15 protein-coding genes and 1 pseudogene are annotated in these 18161 nt (G+C 68.2%); 9 read left to right on the forward strand and 7 right to left on the reverse strand.

The genetic code is table 11. The features are described 5' to 3' along the window. Window positions 1-2 precede the first annotated feature (2 nt). Entirely contained in the window at window positions 3-1694 is a 1692-nt protein-coding gene (gene asnB / locus ARC23_RS13585; protein WP_057497683.1) for an asparagine synthase B, read from the reverse strand. 337 nt (window positions 1695-2031) lie between these two features. Here asnB and ARC23_RS13590 point away from each other — a divergent pair. Further along, window positions 2032-2908 (forward strand): annotated as a pseudogene (locus ARC23_RS13590) (tetratricopeptide repeat protein). A gap of 117 nt (window positions 2909-3025) precedes the next feature. Here the strand turns inward: ARC23_RS13590 and dapE are convergent. Genes dapE through map form a run of 6 tightly spaced genes read right to left on the reverse strand, consistent with a single transcriptional unit; the run spans window position 3026 to window position 9898 of the window. Further along, the gene (gene dapE, locus ARC23_RS13595; RefSeq protein ID WP_057497684.1) at window positions 3026-4153 is read right to left on the reverse strand and encodes a succinyl-diaminopimelate desuccinylase; all 1128 of its coding nucleotides are present in this window, start codon (window positions 4151-4153) and stop codon (window positions 3026-3028) included. Next, window positions 4150-4521 carry an arsenate reductase gene (locus tag ARC23_RS13600; RefSeq protein ID WP_203226364.1) on the reverse strand — a complete coding sequence of 124 codons (372 nt, stop codon included), beginning with the start codon at window positions 4519-4521 and terminating at the stop codon, window positions 4150-4152. Before ARC23_RS13600 ends, dapE begins: the two co-directional genes overlap by 4 nt. A 31-nt stretch (window positions 4522-4552) precedes the next feature. Continuing rightward, window positions 4553-5419, reverse strand: a complete 867-nt coding sequence (locus ARC23_RS13605; RefSeq protein ID WP_057497685.1) for a hypothetical protein — start codon at window positions 5417-5419, stop codon at window positions 4553-4555. Between the two features lie 2 nt (window positions 5420-5421). Continuing rightward, window positions 5422-6483: a 2,3,4,5-tetrahydropyridine-2,6-dicarboxylate N-succinyltransferase gene (gene dapD, locus ARC23_RS13610; RefSeq protein WP_057497686.1), complete on the reverse strand. Its 1062-nt coding sequence runs from the start codon at window positions 6481-6483 to the stop codon at window positions 5422-5424. Continuing rightward, the gene (locus ARC23_RS13615) at window positions 6483-9110 is read right to left on the reverse strand and encodes a [protein-PII] uridylyltransferase (RefSeq protein WP_057497687.1); all 2628 of its coding nucleotides are present in this window, start codon (window positions 9108-9110) and stop codon (window positions 6483-6485) included. Before ARC23_RS13615 ends, dapD begins: the two co-directional genes overlap by 1 nt. A 2-nt stretch (window positions 9111-9112) precedes the next feature. After that, window positions 9113-9898, reverse strand: coding sequence for a type I methionyl aminopeptidase (gene map, locus ARC23_RS13620; protein WP_057497688.1), 786 nt, complete (start codon window positions 9896-9898; stop codon window positions 9113-9115). A gap of 229 nt (window positions 9899-10127) precedes the next feature. Between map and ARC23_RS13625 the strand changes: the two genes are divergently transcribed. From ARC23_RS13625 to tsf, 8 genes are all read left to right on the forward strand, one after another. Beyond that, complete coding sequence (locus ARC23_RS13625) at window positions 10128-10658, forward strand: Csu type fimbrial protein (RefSeq protein WP_057497689.1); 531 nt, start codon at window positions 10128-10130, stop codon at window positions 10656-10658. Continuing rightward, a complete protein-coding gene (locus ARC23_RS13630; RefSeq protein ID WP_057497690.1) occupies window positions 10658-11425 on the forward strand; it encodes a fimbrial biogenesis chaperone in 768 nt (255 codons plus the stop codon). The genes ARC23_RS13625 and ARC23_RS13630 overlap by 1 nt, the downstream gene beginning before the upstream one ends. Window positions 11426-11432: 7 nt before the next feature. Then, a complete protein-coding gene (locus ARC23_RS13635) occupies window positions 11433-13811 on the forward strand; it encodes a fimbria/pilus outer membrane usher protein (protein WP_057497691.1) in 2379 nt (792 codons plus the stop codon). Next, window positions 13808-14845: a Csu type fimbrial protein gene (locus ARC23_RS13640; protein WP_057497692.1), complete on the forward strand. Its 1038-nt coding sequence runs from the start codon at window positions 13808-13810 to the stop codon at window positions 14843-14845. Before ARC23_RS13635 ends, ARC23_RS13640 begins: the two co-directional genes overlap by 4 nt. A gap of 142 nt (window positions 14846-14987) precedes the next feature. Further along, complete coding sequence (locus ARC23_RS13645; RefSeq protein ID WP_057497693.1) at window positions 14988-15233, forward strand: Csu type fimbrial protein; 246 nt, start codon at window positions 14988-14990, stop codon at window positions 15231-15233. Beyond that, entirely contained in the window at window positions 15233-15931 is a 699-nt protein-coding gene (locus ARC23_RS13650; protein WP_057497694.1) for a fimbrial biogenesis chaperone, read from the forward strand. The genes ARC23_RS13645 and ARC23_RS13650 overlap by 1 nt, the downstream gene beginning before the upstream one ends. 219 nt (window positions 15932-16150) lie before the next feature. Then, window positions 16151-16957 (forward strand): 30S ribosomal protein S2, encoded by an 807-nt coding sequence (rpsB, locus tag ARC23_RS13655; RefSeq protein ID WP_057497695.1) that lies wholly within the window; start codon window positions 16151-16153, stop codon window positions 16955-16957. Between the two features lie 126 nt (window positions 16958-17083). After that, complete coding sequence (tsf, locus tag ARC23_RS13660) at window positions 17084-17959, forward strand: translation elongation factor Ts (protein WP_057497696.1); 876 nt, start codon at window positions 17084-17086, stop codon at window positions 17957-17959. Window positions 17960-18161 lie beyond the last annotated feature (202 nt).

The raw sequence follows: 18161 nt of genomic DNA on the forward strand, positions 1-18161 counted from the left end.
GCTTAGGCCAGTGCCTGCTCGTGCACGCCGGCGATCGCGCGACCCGACGGATCCGCCGCCGCGGCGAAACTGGCGTCCCAGGCGATGGCTGCGGGCGACGAGCAGGCGATGGACTTGCCCCCCGGCACGGTCTCGGCCGCTGCCCGGCTCGGGAAGAACTGCTCGAACAGGTGGCGGTAGTAGTACGCCTCCTTGGTCTGCGGCGGGTTGTGCGGGAAGCGCTTGTCGGCGGCCGCCAGTACACGGTCGCTCACCTGCGCCTCGGCATGTGCCTTCAGCCCATCGATCCAGCCATAGCCGACGCCATCGCTGAACTGTTCCTTCTGCCGCCACAGGATGCTGTCCGGCAGGTAGCCGTCGAACGCCTCGCGCAGCACGGCCTTCTCGATGCGGCGGCCACCAAAACCGGCACCGACCATCTTGTGCGCGGCATCGAAGCGCATCGCCACATCAAGGAACTCGCGGTCGAGGAACGGCACGCGCGGTTCCACGCCCCAGGCCATCATCGACTTGTTGGCACGCAGGCAATCGTAGTTGTGCAGGGCGTCGAGCTTGCGTACCAGCTCATCGTGGAACTCACGCGCGTCCGGCGCCTTGTGGAAGTACAGGTAGCCTCCGAAGATCTCGTCGCTGCCCTCGCCGGAGAGCACCATCTTCACCCCCATCGCCTTGATCCGCCTTGCCAGCAGGAACATCGGCGTCGATGCGCGGATGGTGGTGACGTCGTAGGATTCGATGTGCCGGATCACTTCCGGCAGTGCATCCAGGCCCTCCTCGAAGGTGTATTCGAAACCGTGGTGCACGGTGCCCAGCGCTTCGGCGGCGACCGCAGCAGCAGCCAGATCGGGGGAACCCTTCAGGCCGATCGCGAACGAGTGCAGGCGCGGCCACCAGGCTTCGGTCTGCCCGCCGTCCTCGATGCGACGGCGTGCGTAGCGCGCGGCCACCGCCGCCACCAGCGATGAATCGAGGCCACCGGACAGCAGCACGCCGTACGGCACATCGCTCATCAGCTGGCGTTCCACCGCGTGCTCGAACGCCCGGCGCAGCTCGGCCAGATCGGCCTGGCGGCCCTGTACGTCGGCATAGTCGCGCCACGGTTGCTGGTAGTAGCGCACCAGCTCACCGCTGGCACTGTCGAAGTAGTGGCCCGGCGGGAACTGCGCGACGTCGGCACAGGTATCGACCAGTGCTTTCATTTCCGAGGCCACGCGCAGGCGCCCCTGGCCGTCGTGGCCCCAGTACAGCGGCACCACGCCAACCGGGTCGCGCGCCACCAGCACGCGGCCGCTGTCACGGTCCCACAACGCGAAGGCGAAGATGCCGTTGAGCTGCTCCAGCCACTGCGCCGGTGATCCACCCTGGCGGTACAGCGCGTTGATCACTTCGCAGTCCGAGCCGGTCTGGAAGTCGTAGGCGGTGGCCAGCGCGGCCTTCAGTTGCTGGTGGTTGTAGATCTCGCCGTTCACCGCCAGCGCCAGCTGGCCGTCGGCTGACAGCAGCGGCTGCGAACCACCGGCCGGATCGACGATGGCCAACCGCTCGTGGACCAGCAGCGCGCCTTCGTCCAGGTACACGCCGCTCCAGTCCGGGCCCCGGTGGCGCTGGCGCTGCGACAGCTCCAGCGCGTGACGGCGCAGGGCGGGAAGATCGTCACCGGCCTGCAGGCCGAAGATTCCAAAGATCGAACACATGGCGGAGCTCCTGTTGGGGGATTTCACGAGGGGAAGGTGTTCGACCGGCCATCCAGGCCCGGGAAGGACTGCGCCCGGGCACAAAAAAACCCGCATCGGCCGATGCGGGTTTTCTGGTGTCCGGGCGTGTGTTGCTGTCTATCTACCCAGGGCGCAGTCCCGCATCGGCCGCGCACGATTATTCGCGCGCAGATTATTGCGGTTGTTGTTATTGACGGCGGTGGCCAGGCGGATCGACATGGGACCGACCCTACCCCGGTTTCCGGCGCGGTGCAACAGTTGCGTCGGCAACCACGCGTGCCGCGCATAATGGCCCGCCCCGCAATATGTAATGGAAATGCAACACCGCACTGGACGCAACACGGCACTGGCCGCCCTGCTCTGCCTGGGCCTGGCGGCCTGCCAGACCCTGCCCCCGCCTTCGACCCTGCCACCGGCCCAGCTGCAGGCGCTGGAGCGGCGCGGCAGCGACGGTAGTTTCGAAGGTGCCTGGGACACCGCGCAGACCTTCGAACGATTCAACGATCCGCGTGCGGTCGCCTACTACGAGCGTGCCGCAGCGATCACCCCCCGGACCTTCCAATGCCAAGGCGGAAGAAGCACTGGGCCGGATCTGGAGCTCCGGCACGTTGCGGCATGCCGACAGCCCACGCATCGACCCTGCGCCGGTGCTGCGTGCTTCGTGGCGACGCGGCGAACGCGCCTACCTGGCCGCGGCAAACCACGGCAATCCCTACGCGTTCTTCGAACTGGCCAATGCCTACCGCCAGCGCGGCGATGCGCAGCAGGCACTGCGCTGGGACCTGCGCGCGATGATCTACCAGCGCTCTCCGAGCCGCTCCTCGCAACTGCCGGATGCCCTGGCGCCACAAGGCGATGCGGTGCACCCGCTGATCGCCCGCATCCAGCATCATGCGGATCGCGGCGACGCCGAGGCGCAGGTGGATCTGGGCGCGCTGCTGGAACGAGGCGTGGGCCTGCCGCGCGATCCGGCGGCGGCACTGCTGCTGTACCAGCACGCCGGCGAGCAGGGCAACGTGTTCGGCCAGTACTTCGCCGGGCTGCTGCTGGGCCGGAGTGCGCCAGGGGTGGAGAAGGACACCGAAGCAGCGGCGCGCTGGTTTGCCATGGCCGAGGCGCAGCACTTCTACATGGCCGCGCCGAGTTACTGGAAGAAGGCGGTCGAACCGCCGTTCTTCCTTTTTTCGGAATAGTGAAGCCGGGCCATGCTCGGGCGCTTCTTCCGGTAGACATCAGCCGAGCAAGGCTCGGCTCTACAGGAAAGCAGTGCCGGCGAAAGACGTACCGACCCACGGCCGGCCCCACCCGCCTCACGCCAGCAGCCGTTCCACCAGCCGCTGGTACAGCCCTGGCAATGCTTCCAACTCATCCACGCGCACGTTCTCGTCCACCTGGTGGATGCTGGCGTTGACCGGACCCACTTCGATGCACTGCGCACCCAATGGCGCGATGAAGCGCGCATCGGACGTGCCGCCACCGGTGCTTTCCTCCGGTGCACGGCCGATGTGCTCGGCCAGCACCGCACGCGCGGTGGCGCGCAGCGTGCCTTCCGGCGTATAGAACGGCTCGCCGCTGCGATGCCACTTCAGCGTGTACTGCAGGCCATGCCGGTCCAGCAGCGCGCTGATCTCCGCTTCCAGCTTCGGCGCATCCCAATGCGGGTTGTAGCGGACGTTGAAGTCCACCTCCAGCTCGCCGGGGATCACGTTGTTGGCGCCGGTACCGGCATGGATGTTGGAGATCTGCAGGCTGGTCGGCGGGAAACTTTCGTAGCCGTCATCCCAGCGCCGTGCACTCAGCTCGGCCAGGGCCGGCGCCGCCTGGTGGATCGGGTTGCGTGCCTTCTCCGGATACGCCACATGGCCCTGCACGCCCTGCACGCGCAGCTTGGCCGACAGGCTGCCACGGCGACCTACGCGCAGCAGGTCACCCAGCGTCGCAGTCGACGACGGCTCGCCGGTGATGCACCAGTCGATGCGCTGGCCGCGCTCGGCGAACAGCCGTGCGACGTGGCGCACGCCATCGATGGCATCGCCCTCCTCGTCGCTGGTCAGCAGCACCGCCAGCGTGCCGGGATGATCGGGATGTGCGGCAACGAACTGCTCGGCGGCCACCACGAACGCCGCCACGCTGCCCTTCATGTCGGCGGCGCCACGGCCGTACAGCACCCCGTCACGGATCTGCGGAACGAACGGGTCGCTGGCCCAGGCCTCGCGCGGGCCGGTTGGCACCACGTCGGTGTGGCCGAGCAGGACCAGTACCGGCGCCCCGCTGCCGTGGGTCGCCCACAGGTTGTCGACCTCGCCCAGGCGCAGGTGATCGCAGTGGAACCCGGCCTGCTTCAGGCGTGCGGCCAGCAGCGCCTGGCAACCGGCATCATCGGGCGTCACCGAGGGCCGCGCGATCAGCTCGCAGGTCAGGTCGAGAACGGCACTCATGCGCCGCCCACGCCGAAGCGTGCCTTGAAGCCATTGTCACTGAAGCCCTGGCTGACCGTGCCATCGGCGGTGACCACCAGCGGGCGCTTGATCAGCTGCGGGTACTCGCGCAGCAGCAGCTTCCATTCGGCGTCGGATTCGGCCGCCTTGCGGTTGTCAGGCAGCTGGCGCCAGGTGGTGGAGGACCTGTTGACCATCGCCGCCAGCCCACCCAGCTGCGCGGCCCACTCCAGCAACGTCTCCGGACTCGGCTTGTTGTCGCGGTAGTCGACGAAGGTGTACGGCACGCCGAAGCGGTCCAGCCACTTGGTCGCCTTCTTGCAGGTATCGCAGTTCTTCAAACCGTAGACAGTGGTGCTCATGGCCATCTGTGATGCTGGAAAACAGAGGGCCAGAATCTCACAACAGGCGCTCGGACACGACCCGGAACGGCACCCTTGGCAACCGGAAGGCCATCCCCTCGTGCAGCGCGACGCCCATTGCCTGCAGGCGCGGGCACTGCAGCCCACCCGCCAGGCGCAGGGGCTGCAGGGTGTCGACGGGCACCGGCAGGTCAATGCGGGTGCTGGCCCAGCGCTGGTCACAGGTGCGGGCGATGGCCTCATCCTGGCAGGTCAGGAAGCGCAGCAGGCCTCCCTGGCCACCTAAGGCGGCCGACCACCCGGCCAGGTTCCACTCTGCGGCAGCCTGCCAGTGCAGATGCAGCGCCGGCGCACTGCCCTGCCCGCTCTCGATCAACGTGTGGCCTGCGCCATCGGCGTCCAGCACATGCTCGAAGCGCGCGGACAGGTGGGGCTGCATGGCGTCGCTGAACGCGCGCGCGCCGGCGACGAAGGCCAGCTGGTCCATCACGTTGCGGTCGAACAGTACCACCGGCGTCCCGTCCGGATCATCATCACGGCGCAGGTACCAGCGCCAGTTGCTCTGCCGCGGCGACGGCATCAGCGCGCGCAGCGAGCCGGCCAGGCCGGGCCCGAAATGGCCGTGGCGATAGCTGAGGATGGTGTACGGCGTGCGGCCGGCATGGACCACGTAGTGATGGCCCGGCGGTGGCGGCGGTGCATGGTCCAGGTCCACCCACCAGCTCACGTAGACCACGTCGCGCACGTCGCTGACCAGCGCCGGCATCGGCCAGCGCCGCGACAGTGCGCGGCGCAGCCGGGTCCATGGTGCCGCGTGCAGCAGGCGCGGCAGCACCCGCCCGAACAGGCTGTCGGACGGGTGCCGGTAGATCGCAGACAGCGCCAGGTCCTGTGGCGCGGTCACCTTCAGTCGGCCAGGCCGCGCAGCAGGTCGTTGACGCTGGTCTTGCCGCGGGTCCTGGCATCGACCTGCTTGACGATCACCGCACAGTACAGTGAGTGGGTACCGTCCTTGCTTGGCAGCGAGCCGGACACCACCACGCTGTACGGCGGGATGTAGCCGTAGGTGATCTCGCCGGTGGCACGGTTGTAGATGCGGGTGCTCTGGCTGAGGAACACGCCCATGCCGATCACGCTGTGGTGGCCCACCACCACGCCTTCCACCACTTCCGAACGCGCGCCGATGAAGCAATGGTCTTCGATGATGGTCGGGCTGGCCTGCAGCGGCTCCAGCACGCCGCCGATGCCGGCACCGCCGGACAGGTGGCAGTGCTGGCCGATCTGCGCGCAGGAGCCGACGGTGGCCCAGGTGTCGACCATGGTGCCTTCGCCGACATGCGCGCCGATGTTGGTGAAGCTCGGCATCAGCACCACGTCCTTGCCGAAGTACGTGCCGCGGCGGGCGATCGCCCCCGGCACCACGCGCACGCCGGCGCGTCGGAACTTCGCTTCGTCATAGCCGGCAAAGCGCGATTCCACCTTGTCCCAGAACGGCGCCGGACGCGCGTCGACCACGGCCATGTCGTTGACACGGAAGTACAGCAGCACCGCCTTCTTCAGCCACTCATTGACCTTCCAGCCGCCGTGGCCGTCCGGCTCGGCCACGCGGAATTCACCGGTTTCCAGGCCGTCGATCACCCGGTTGACCAGCGGACGGGTGGAGCCTTCCAGCTCGTGCAGGGTCAACGTCGCGCGGCGCTCGAAGGCGCTCTCGATGCCGAACTTCAGTTCTTCCACGCCCGGCACCGGCGGCTTGCGCAGCGACTTGCGGGCGATGGTTTCGGCGCGTGCGGCTTCGGCGCTCTTGGCCGGGGCCTTCTTCGGCGCAGCCACCTTCTTCGCCGGTCCCTTCACCGCCGCGGTCTTCTTCGGCGCAGCGGCCTTCTTCGCGGCCGGCGCGGCGGCAGTTCTCTTGCCCGCTGCACTCTTGGCGGTGGCAGCAGTCTTCTTAACAGGCTTGGTGGCCATCAGGCGGGGTCTCCGGCGTTTCGATCAGGGTCCAGGCAGGCCAGCATCGCGTCATGCAGCTGCTGCCGGGCAGGTTCAGTCAGGGGGAGGTCGTGTTCGTCACTGATCACGAAGGTGTCTTCGGCGCGTTCGCCGAATGTGGCAATGCGCGCGTCGTGCACGCGCAGGCCCTGGTTGCGCAGCACGAATGCCACGTCGGCGAGCAGGCCGGGACGGTCGGGCGCGACCAGGGCAAAGCGGGTCGCGCCGGGCTCATCGCGGAACTCGATGCGCGGGGCGAAACGGAAGTGGCGCAGCTGGCGTGGCACGACCCGGCGTGACGGCCGCAGGCGGGCCAGATCGCCGCCGAGGGCTTCGCGCAGGGCGGCTTCCAGATTGGCGCTGCTGCCATCGGCAAACGTGTCGGCCGGGCTCACTTCAAACGTATCGAAAATGGTGTCGGCCGGGCCATCGAGCACGCGCGCGCGGTGGATGCCGTAGCCCTTGCGGTCCAGCGTCATCACGATGGCCGCGAACAGTCCATCGCGGTCTGGCGAATGCACGAAGACTTCCAGCGCCGGATCGTCGACGCTGATCCGGCGCACCTTCACCAGGGCCTGGCCCTGCTTCACCGGTACCAGCGCGGCAGCCTGCCAGGCCAGCTGTTCCGGGCGCAGGCGGATGAAGCCTTCGTCGGGCATCACCGCGAACTGGCGGTCGATGGTGGCATCGTCGTAGCCCTGCTCGCGCACCAGTGCGCGTACGCTGTCCCGGGCCTCGGCCACGCGCTCGGCGGCCGGTACCGGATGCTCCAGTCCCTCGCGCAATGCGCGCCGCGCCGCGAAATACAGATCGGCCAGCAGCCGGTCTTTCCAGGCGTTCCACAGCTTCGGGCTGGTGCCGGCGATGTCGGCGCAGGTCAGCAGGTACAGGTAGTCCAGGCGGTCGCGGCTGCCGACCAGGGTGGCGAAACGATGGATCACCTCCGGATCGGCGATGTCCTGCTTCTGCGCGGTCACCGACATGCGCAGGTGCTGTTCGACCAGCCATGCCACCAGCTCGGTATCGGTGCCACTCAGCGCATGCGCCTGGCAGAATGCACGCGCGTCCACCGCGCCCAGCTCGGAATGGTCGCCGCCACGGCCCTTGGCGATGTCATGGAACAGCCCGGCCAGCAGCAGCAGTTCCGGCTTGCGCAGGCGCGGCCACACTTCGTGCGCGATCGAGAAGCGCTCGTCGGCACGGCTGCTGGCGAACAGGCCGATGTTGCGCAGGACCATCAGCGTGTGCTGATCCACGGTGTAGACATGGAACAGGTCGAACTGCATGCGCCCACTGACCTGGGCGAACGCGGGAATCCACTGGCCAAGCACGCCCAGCCGCGCCATGCGCGAAAGCGTATCGACCGGGCGCTGGCCACGCAGCAGGGTCATGAACTGCTCGCGCGCATCCGTGTCGGCCTGGTCGTAGGCCGGCAGCAGCGGCAGCGCTTCGGCCAGCGCGCGCGCGGTCAGCGAATGCAGGCCGCGCACCTGCGGATTGTTGGCCCAGCTGGCAAACAGCGCGAACACCTGGCCGATATCGCCGCGCGGCCAGTCGGCCTCATTGGCCGCCAGGTAGCCACGGCGCAGGGAGAAGCCCACGGTCAGCGGCTCCGGCTGCGCCTCGCCATCGAACTGCTCCTCGAAGCGCTGCAGCAGGCGGTCGCTGATCCGGCGCACCACCAATGCAGCGCGGTAGAAGCCCTGCATCATTTTTTCAACACCAAGATTCTCGGCGTCGTCTTCGAAGCCCAGGCGCGCGGCCAGGGTCTTCTGGTAGTCGAAGCGCAGGCGCTCTTCCGGGCGGCGCGCCACCAGGTGCAGGCCGAAGCGCAACCGTGCCAGCACCGCGCGCTCGCGCTTCAATGCGGCTGCTTCGTCGGCGCCCAGATGGCCCAGCCCGACCAGCGCCTCCAGATCGCGTACGCCGAACGCGCGCAGCGCCATCCAGCCCAGCGTGTTGAGGTCGCGCAGGCCACCCGGGCCGTCCTTCAGGTCCGGCTCCAGGTTGTCGGCGGTATCACCGAAACGCTGGTGCCGGTTGCGCAGTTCTTCCAGCTTGGCCAGGAAGAAGGTCCGCGCCGGCCACAGCTCGCCATCGTTGATCGCTTCGCGCAACGCTCGGCGGGCCGCGTCGTCGGCCAGGATCGGACGCGCCTCGATCAGCGCGGTGAGCACGGTCTGGTCGGCGGCGGCCTCGCGGCACTGCACGGCCGAGCGCACGGCATGGCTGACCGGCAGTCCGCAGTCCCACAGCAGCGCGAAGAGGCGTGCCAATGCGGGCTCATGAGCGAGCTGTGCCTGCGGGTCAGCGAACACCAGCAGGTCGATGTCCGACCGCGGGAACAGCTCGCCGCGCCCATAGCCGCCCACCGCGAACAGCGACAGGCCACTGCCGCCCGGCAGGCAGCGCTGCCAGGCCAGGCGGATCAGATGGTCGGCGGCACGCGCACGCAGCGCCAGCAGGCGCTCGATGTTGTCACCCTGGTCGAAGCGGCGGTACAGGCGCGCATCGGCCTGCTGCAGCGCCTGCCGTGCGGCAGACGCCCATTCGGGATCGTCAAGCGAATCGGCCGGCGCGTCCAGCAGTGAACCCGCCGGCAGCATGCTCAGCAGACCTGCGATTCGCCGGGCGACAGGGTCAGCACGTCCACGCCGGTCTCGGTGACCGCGATCATGTGCTCCCACTGCGCCGACAGCTTGCGGTCCTTGGTCACCACGGTCCAGCCATCCGGCAGCACCTTGTTGTAGCGGGTGCCCTCGTTGATCATCGGTTCGATGGTGAAGGTCATGCCCGGCTGCAGCACCAGGCCCTGGCCCGGGCGGCCGTAATGCACCACCTGCGGCTCGTCGTGGTAGACCTTGCCGATGCCGTGGCCGCAGTACTCGCGCACCACGCTGAAACGCTCGCCTTCGGCATAGCTCTGGATGGCATGACCGATGTCGCCCAGGGTCGCCCCCGGGCGCACCGCACGGATGCCACGCCACATGGCTTCGTAGGTGGCTTCCACCAGCCGGCGCGCCATCACCGACGGCGTGCCGACGAAGTACATGCGGCTGGTATCGCCGTGCCAGCCATCCTTGATGACGGTGACGTCGATGTTGATGATGTCGCCATCCTTGAGCACCTTCCCTTCGCTGGGAATGCCGTGGCAGATGACGTTGTTGACCGAAGTGCACACGGTCTTGGGGAAGCCGCGGTAGCCGACGTTGGCCGGAATGGCGCCCTGCACGTTCACGATGTGGTCGTGGCAGATGCGGTCCAGTTCCTCGGTAGTGACACCGGGCTTGACGTGGGGGGTGACGATGTCGAGCACTTCGCTGGCCAGGCGGCCGGCGACGCGCATCATCTCGATTTCCTGCGGGGTTTTCAGATTCACGCTCATGGCGCCCATTATCGCCGATCCGGCCGCAATCTGAACGAACGTCACCCAACTGGCGTTGCGGGCCGTGCACGGTTCCGGCAAGGAAAGTGAAAGCGTGATGAGATTCGCCCTTTCGAATCCCTATTTATCACGGATTACAGACACTTAGCCGCACAAGCTGGCGCCGACCGTCGTCAAAGCGGCCTGAACCTGCCGCCTTCGCCTTGTTCAACGGACCTTCGGGTCAGGGAGGTTGTCCATGCGATCCCCGCTTCGTTCCCCGCTTGCCTGGGCCCTGGGCGCGCTCCTGCTGAACGGTCCGGCGCTGGCTGCCGACACCACCACCTTCAATGTCACTCTGGTGGTCACCAAGGCCTGCACCATCACCGCCGCAGCGGCCACCAACGTTGACTTCGGCACCGCCGCCTCGACCACCGCCACCCCCACCCTGGGCCAGGGTACGGTGACCGCGCAGTGCTCGGCACTGACGCCCTACTCGATTGCGCTGAATGCGGGCGCCAACGCCGGCACTGCCAACGACGTCACCACCCGCCGCATGAAGAACACCAATGCGGCCGTGACCGCCAACAACTTCGTTGGCTACCAGCTCTACCAGGACGCCGCACACACCCTGGTCTGGGGCGCCACCACCGGCACCAACACCCAGGCCGGCATCGGTACCGGCCTGGCGGTGCCCTACATCGTCTACGGCCAGATCCTGAACCTGAGCACCAACAACCCGGCCACCGGCAACTACCTGGATACGGTCACCGCCACGATCACCTATTGATGGAGCACGCCCGCATGGCCGGACCCCGCCCGTGGCGCGCCACCGGCGTGGCGCTGCTCGCCCTGAGCCTGCTGCTCGCCCTGAGCCTGCTGCTCGCCACCGCCGCCGGCGCCACCAGCCTGCAGGTCGCCCCCACCAGCCTGCAGCTCGAAGCCCGCCAACGCGCAGGCGAACTGTGGCTGACCAACAGTGGCACCTCGCCGGTCAGGCTGCAGGTACGCGTATTCCGCTGGGTGCAGCAGGACGGGCAGGAACAGCTGCTGCCCACCGACGAGCTGCTGGCCACCCCGCCGATGCAGGAACTGGCCGCCGGCCAGCAACAGCTGGTGCGGGTGTTGCGCCCGCTCAACCAGCCGCCGGAGGCCCAGCGCTACTACCGGCTGATCGTCGACGAAGTGGCCGACCTGGCGACCCGCGCCAACGGCATGCAGTTCGTGCTGCGCTATTCGATCCCGGTGTTCGTGCAGCCCTCCGGCGGCAAGCTCGCGCCACAGCTGGCCGCGCGCCTGGTCCGGCTGGAGGACGGCCGCAACGGAGTGGAAGTGGCCAACACCGGCAACAGCTATGCGCAGATCGCCGACCTCGCGCTGGGCAGCACGCAGCGCCCGCGCATCGTGCACCCGGGGCTGCTGGGCTACGTGCTGCCCGGGCAGGTGATGCGCTGGCCGATCGAGCGCACCGCGATCGACCGCGACAACGACCAGATCACGGCCAAGCTCAATGGCGAATCGGAACAGACGCCCCTCTCGCCAGCACCGGCTCGCTGAGGCGTTGATGGGCGCGCTGCTGGCTGCGCTGGCTCCTGCGGCGACCGAGGCCGCCGATGTGCCCAGCATCGCGGCCGCCGGGGCTGCAGATGCCTCGGGCGTGTCGGCCGATGCGATCCTGCCACCGCCAACACCGCTGACCGCCGGCCAGACGCTGTACCTGGACGTGTCGCTCAACAGCACGCCGCGCGGCCTGCTGCCGTTCACCGAGAACCGCGGCCGCCTGCAGGCCAGCCCCGAGGTGCTGCGCCAGCTCGGCTTCAATGCCAGCGGTGATGCCCCGGTCTACCTGGACCAGATCAGCGGCGCGGTAGTGCGTTACGACGCGCACATGCAGACCCTGGCGCTGGACGTGCCACTGGACCAGCTGACCCTGCCAACCACCGTGCTCAGCCGCCCACAGACCCGCGCACTGGCCGGCACGGCCTCGCCGGGCCTGCTGCTCAACTACGACGTGTATGGCAGCCGCGTGGATACGCTCGGCAATCTCAGCCTCAGCTCGGAACTGCGCCTGTTCGGCATCGGCAACGGCACCTTCGAGAACACCGCGGTCAGCCGTCGCTACCAGCAGCCGGGTGATCGTCGCTGGCGCGGCGAGAGCGTACGCCTGGACACCCGCTGGAGCCTGGACTTCCCCGACCAGGCACTGACCCTGGACGTCGGCGACTTCTACAGCGGCTTTGTCGACTGGACCCGCCCGGTGCGCCTGGGCGGCCTGCAGATCGGCCGCAACTACGGCCTGCAGCCCTATCGCGTGTTGACGCCAACGCCGAGCTTCCTCGGCCAGGCGGTGGTGCCGTCCACGGTCGAGCTGTACGTCGATGGCCTGCGCCAGTACAGCGGCCAGGTACCGGTCGGCCCGTTCCAGCTGGGCGCCCAGCCCGGTATCAGCGGAACCGGCACCGCGCAGGTGGTGGTGACCGACGCGTTCGGCCGCATGCAGACTCTGGATTTCAGCTTCTACGGCACCCAGCAATTGCTGGCCAAGGGCCTGTCGGACTGGTCGGCCGGCATTGGCCGCCTGCGCGAGGATTTCGGCCAACGCTCGTTCGCCTACGATGATCGCACCGTGGCCAGTGCCAGCTGGCGCGGCGGCGTCAGCGACGCCTTCACCGGCGAGGCGCATGCCGAAGGCGGCGGTGGCCTGGCCCAGGCCGGCCTCGGCGGCTGGTGGCTGCTCGGCGGCGCGGGAGTGTTCAATGCCGGCTACGCGCGCAGCGGCTACCACGGCCTGCAGGGCGGGCAATGGGCGCTGGGCTACAGCTGGAACAACCGTCGCTTCAACGTCAACCTGCGCAGCGTGCGCAGCCATGGCGACTATCGCGACCTGGGCGCACTGCAGGGCAACCTGCCACCGGACATCAGCGACCAGGCCACGGTCGGCGCCGCCCTGCTGCAGCTGGGCACGCTCAGCGCCAGCTACCTGCGCCTGCGCTATCCCGACGGCGAGGACAACCGTTACGCCAGCCTGTTCTGGTCGCGCACCTGGAGCCAGCGCTGGTCGGCCTACCTGTCGCTGAACCAGAACCTGGACAACAGCGATGATCGCAGCCTCTATCTGTCAGTCACCGCCAGCCTGGGCAACAACCGCCAGGCCAGCCTGTCCAGCCAACGCAACGGCGACAGCCAGAGCTGGGTGGCCGATGTCACCCAGCCGGTGCCCGGCGATGGCAGCGCTGGCGGCGTCGGCTGGCGCGCCCAGGTGCGCCATGGCGAGGCGGGCAGCGGCGGCCTGGCCGAAGTCGGCATCCTCAACGGGGTCGGCCGCTATTCGCTGGGCGCCTCGCGCCAGGGCGGCCTGAACCATGCCTACGCCAGCGCCAGCGGCAGCCTGGTGTGGATGGGCGGGAATGCCTTCGCGACCCGCGAGGTCTCCGACGCGTTCGCGGTGATCAGTACCAACGGCGTGGGCGGCGTGCCGGTACGGCTGGAAAACCGGCTGATCGGCGTCACCGATGATCGCGGCCTGCTGCTGGTCAGTCCACTGCTGTCCTGGCAGCGCAACCGGGTCTCGATCGACACCCTGGACCTGCCCGAGGACATGCGCGCCGACCGCATCGAAGACTGGGTGACCCCGCGCCAGCGCGCGGGCACCCGGGTGAGCTTCGAACTGCGCTCGCGGCCCGCGCTGAGCCTGACCCTGCACGGCATGGACGGGCAGCCACTGGAGGTGGGCAGCGAAGTGCAACTGCCCGACGGGCGGCAGGCGCTGGTGGGCTACGACGGCCTGCTGTACCTGGAAGACGTGGCCGCTGGCAGCGTGCTGTACATCACTACCAGCCGCGGCCAATGCCGGGTGAAGGTACCCGACCTGCCCAAGGTGGTGGCGTCCGGCGCGCGGCCGAAGCCGGCACCGCTGGCGTGCATCCCGGAGGTGGCGCCATGAGGACGCTGCTGCTGGGCCTGCTGCTGCTCGCTGGCCTGCTGGCGGCGGCGCCGGCGCGCGCCACCGCGGTATGCACCGCGATCGCCGACCCGACGCTGCCGTTCGGCAACGTCAACAGCAACGCCCCCGGCGCGACCACCGGCACGCTCAACATCACGGTGACCTGCACCACCGCTGCGCTGAGCCTGCTGGCCACCACCGGCGTGCGGGTCTGCGTGGGCATCGGCGCCGGCAGCGGCGGCGGCAGCAGTTCCACCTGGCGCACCCTGCAGACCAGCACCAGCGACAGCATGAACTTCCAGCTCTACAACACCTCCAACTTCAGCCAGGTGACCGGGCTGACGCCGCGCGGCACGCCGCCGGCGCAGGAACTGACCATGACCTACAACGTGCCGTTGCTGACCGGCGGCAGCGGCGCGCAGGCCACCCAGCTGTTCGCGCAGATCCCGGCCAACCAGGTGCTGGCCTCCGGCGCCTACAGCAGCACCTTCAGTGGGGCGAACGTGGTGCTGACCTGGGCCTGGAACGAAGTGCTGCTCGGCACCGCCACCGTGCCGGCCACCTGCAATGGCGGTGCCACCGGCACCAACAGTGCCAGCGCGGCCTTCAGCTTCACCGCCACCGCCAATGTGCTGCCGCAGTGCGGCAGCTACGTCACCACCACCATGAACTTCGGCAATGTCACCGGCGGCATTGCCGCCAACATCGACCGGACCGCCACGCTGACCCTGACCTGCCTGAAGAACACCGCCTACCAGGTCAGCCTCAACAACGGACAGAACAACCCCACGGCCACCAGCACACGGCGCATGGCCACCATCATCGGCGGCAGCACCTACTACCTCACCTACGAGCTGTACCGCGATTCCACGCGCACCCAGCGCTGGGGCAACACCCTGGCCGTGGATACCGCCAGCGGCACCGGAACCGGCAGCGCGCAGCAGCTGACCATCTATGGCCGGGTGCCGCCGGTCACCGGCCAGCCACCGGCGGGCACCTACAACGACGTGGTGCAGGTGACGATCACCTACTGACCTGCCTGCCGACCAACGGTCTGCACCCACCCGGCCGCCTCCTGGCAGGTGGATGCTGGCATGAAGCAATCGAGCAAGCTCTACAGTTCCAGCCGATCCAGCCGATACCGCGCAGCGAGTCCTGACGCAGGGTGGTTGGCTGGTGATTCGCGCACTTCTGATCGGGGCGATACTGTTCGCCAGCACGCCCGCATGGGCTGAACCCGGCACCACGCCACTGCAGATCCGGCTCACCGTGGTGGAAGCATGCAGCGGCGAAGCCGGCAGCAGCCGTTGCCCGGTCCCGCAGCAACGCAGCGACGCACCGCAGCTGCCCGCCCAGGTCCGCGATCTGGCACCACCACCCGCCAACGAAGAACCGGTGCCTGCCGTGACCGTCATCTACTGATGCGTACGGCGCTGATCCTGCTGGCGTCGCTGCTGGCGATGCCCGCCGCTGCACTGGACCTGTCCCCCACTACCCTGCAGCTGCCCGTCGAAGGCGGCCGCACCGAGCTGTGGCTGTACAACCCCGGCCCCGGCCACTGGCGGGGCCAGGTGCGGGTGCTGGCCTGGGAACAACAGGTGGATGCCGAACGGCTGCGGCCGACCAGGCAGATCCTGGCCAGCCCGGTCCAGCTGGATCTTGCCGCGGGCGCTCGGCAGCGCGTCTGGCTGCTGCCCGGCCGGCCCGAGGCAGCCTCGGTTGAACAGGCCTACCGGATCGTGCTGGAGCCCAGCCAGGCCGGCCTGCCACGCTACTCGCTGCCCCTGTTCCGCGGCCAGGCCGCACCGCAGGCGCAACCACGCGTGCAGGCCCGGATCGACTCCGGCGCGTCGCAGCCTTACCTGCGATTGAGCAACATCGGCCCGTTGCACGCCCGGCTGCACGACCTGGTGTTCGTTGCCGATGACGGCCAGCGCACCCTGCTGCTGCCGGGGCTGGCCGGCTATCTGCTGGCCGGGCACGAGCGCCGCTGGGCGCTGCCGGCCCGGCCGGACGGCTACCATGGCGGGCGCTTCCACGCCCGGTTGCAGGATGGCCGCCAGGTCGACCTGACCGCGCCGGACCCCACAATTGCAACGAGCGCACCAAGCGGGCTATAATCGACCGGATTCCTGCCGCCAGCGTGCGCTGGACCCCGTCCACACCGGACGTCACCGGTGAATCCACACCTGCTGCCCCCATCCGTGCCGGGGTGCTCCGCGAGGAGTTCGGCCACGGAGGCAACAGGGAAGCCCAACCCCGGAACCGATCGCGCTTCCATGCGCCCGCATACCCAATCCCGCGGGCGGAATCGCTGGTTCCCCATCAGGAGTATTGCAATGCCCCAGGTCACCATGCGTCAGATGCTGGAAGCCGGCGTCCACTTCGGCCACCAGACCCGCTACTGGAACCCCAAGATGGCTCCGTACATCTTCGGCGCCCGCGGCAAGATCCACATCATCAACCTGGAAAAGACCGTCCCGCTGTTCAACGACGCGATGAACTTCATCTCGTCGGTGGCCCAGAAGCGCGGCACCGTCCTGTTCCTGGGCACCAAGCGCAGCGCCCGCGAAACCATCCGTGAAGAAGCCGAGCGTTGCGGCATGCCGTTCATGAACCAGCGTTGGCTGGGCGGCACCCTGACCAACTTCCGTACCGTCAAGCAGTCGGTTGCCCGCCTGAAGGAACTGGAAGCCGGTGAAACCGACGGCACCTTCGAGAAGCTGGTCAAGCACGAAGTGCTGGGCCTGCGTCGCGAGCGCGACAAGCTGGAAGCTTCGCTGGGCGGCATCAAGGACATGAACCGCCTGCCGGACGCCATCTTCGTGATCGACATCGGCCACGAAGACATCGCGATCAAGGAAGCCAAGAAGCTGGGCATCCCGGTCATCGCCGTGGTCGACACCAACTACAACCCGGAACTGGTTGATTACGCCATCCCGGGCAACGACGACGCCATCCGCGCTGTGCAGCTGTACGCTCGCGCCGCTGCCGACGCCGTGCTGGAAGGCAAGGCTGCTGCACCGCACGCCGCTTCGGTTCGCGAAGAAGAGTTCGCTGAAGCCGCCGCTGAAGGCGAAGACAAGCCGGCCCGCCGCGCGCCGGCCAAGAAGGCTGCCAAGAAGGGCGACGACGCCCAGGCCTGATCCAGGCCCCGGGGTGGATGCCCGGCGTCCACCCTCCCTGCATGCCGCCCTTGGCGCGTGACAGGACCGTGTCACACGGGCCGGCCACCATGCCGGCCCAACCCCTTTCTTTCGTGAGGTAATCCCGTGGAAATCACTGCTTCCCTGGTCAAGGAACTGCGCGAGCGCACCGGCGCCGGCATGATGGAATGCAAGAAGGCGCTCACTGAAGCCAACGGCGACATCAACGCTGCTGCTGAAGCCATGCGCAAGTCCGGCGCCGCCAAGGCCGACAAGAAGGCTGACCGCGTGGCCGCCGAAGGCCGTCTGGGCCTGGCCCAGGACGGCGGCAAGGCCGTGCTGGTCGAAGTCAACTCGGAAACCGACTTCGTCGCCAACGATGACAACTTCAAGTCCTTCGTCAACGCCGTGGCCGCCGCTGCCCTGGCCTCCGACGCCAACGACGTCGAAGCCGTGAAGGCCGCCACGCTGGCCGATGGCCGCACCGTTGAAGAAGCCCGCGCCACCGCCGTGCAGACCCTGGGCGAGAACATCCAGATCCGCCGCCTGGTGAAGGTGGACGGCAACAACACCGTCGGCGCCTACGTCCACACCAACGGCAAGGTCGGCGTGCTGGTCGACCTGGTCGGCGGCGACGTCGAGCTGGCCCGTGGCCTGGCCATGCATGTGGCCGCGCTGAAGCCGCCGCACAACAAGGCTTCGGACGTTCCGGCCGACTTCGTCGAGAAGGAAAAGGAAATCGAGCTGGCCAAGATGTCCGAGAAGGACAAGGCCAAGCCGGCCGACATCCTGGAAAAGATCATCAGCGGCAAGATCAACAAGATCGTCAGCGACGTGACCCTGTACGGCCAGACCTACGTGCTGGGCGACACCACCGTCGAGCAGGTGGTCAAGGCCGCCGGCGCCGATGTGGCGGGCTTCAAGCTGCTGGTCGTCGGCGAAGGCATCGAGAAGGTGGTGGAAGACTACGCCGCCGAAGTTGCCAAGGCGATGCAGGTCTGATTCCAGCCCTCCGGCTGTGAAGCAACCAGAAGGAGCCGCGGGAAACCGCGGCTCTTTTTTTGTGCCCGGGACAATGGGAGGCCCATGCTCCAACCGTGGGTGGGCACCGTGGGGGCGCACACCGCCGCCGCACACCGGTACCTTTGCGTTACGCACCAATCAAGCCGATACTCGGCGCAGGGAATCGACAGTCACATAGCAG

This window comes from Stenotrophomonas beteli (assembly GCF_001431665.1).
Classification (GTDB): Bacteria; Pseudomonadota; Gammaproteobacteria; order Xanthomonadales; family Xanthomonadaceae; genus Stenotrophomonas; species Stenotrophomonas beteli.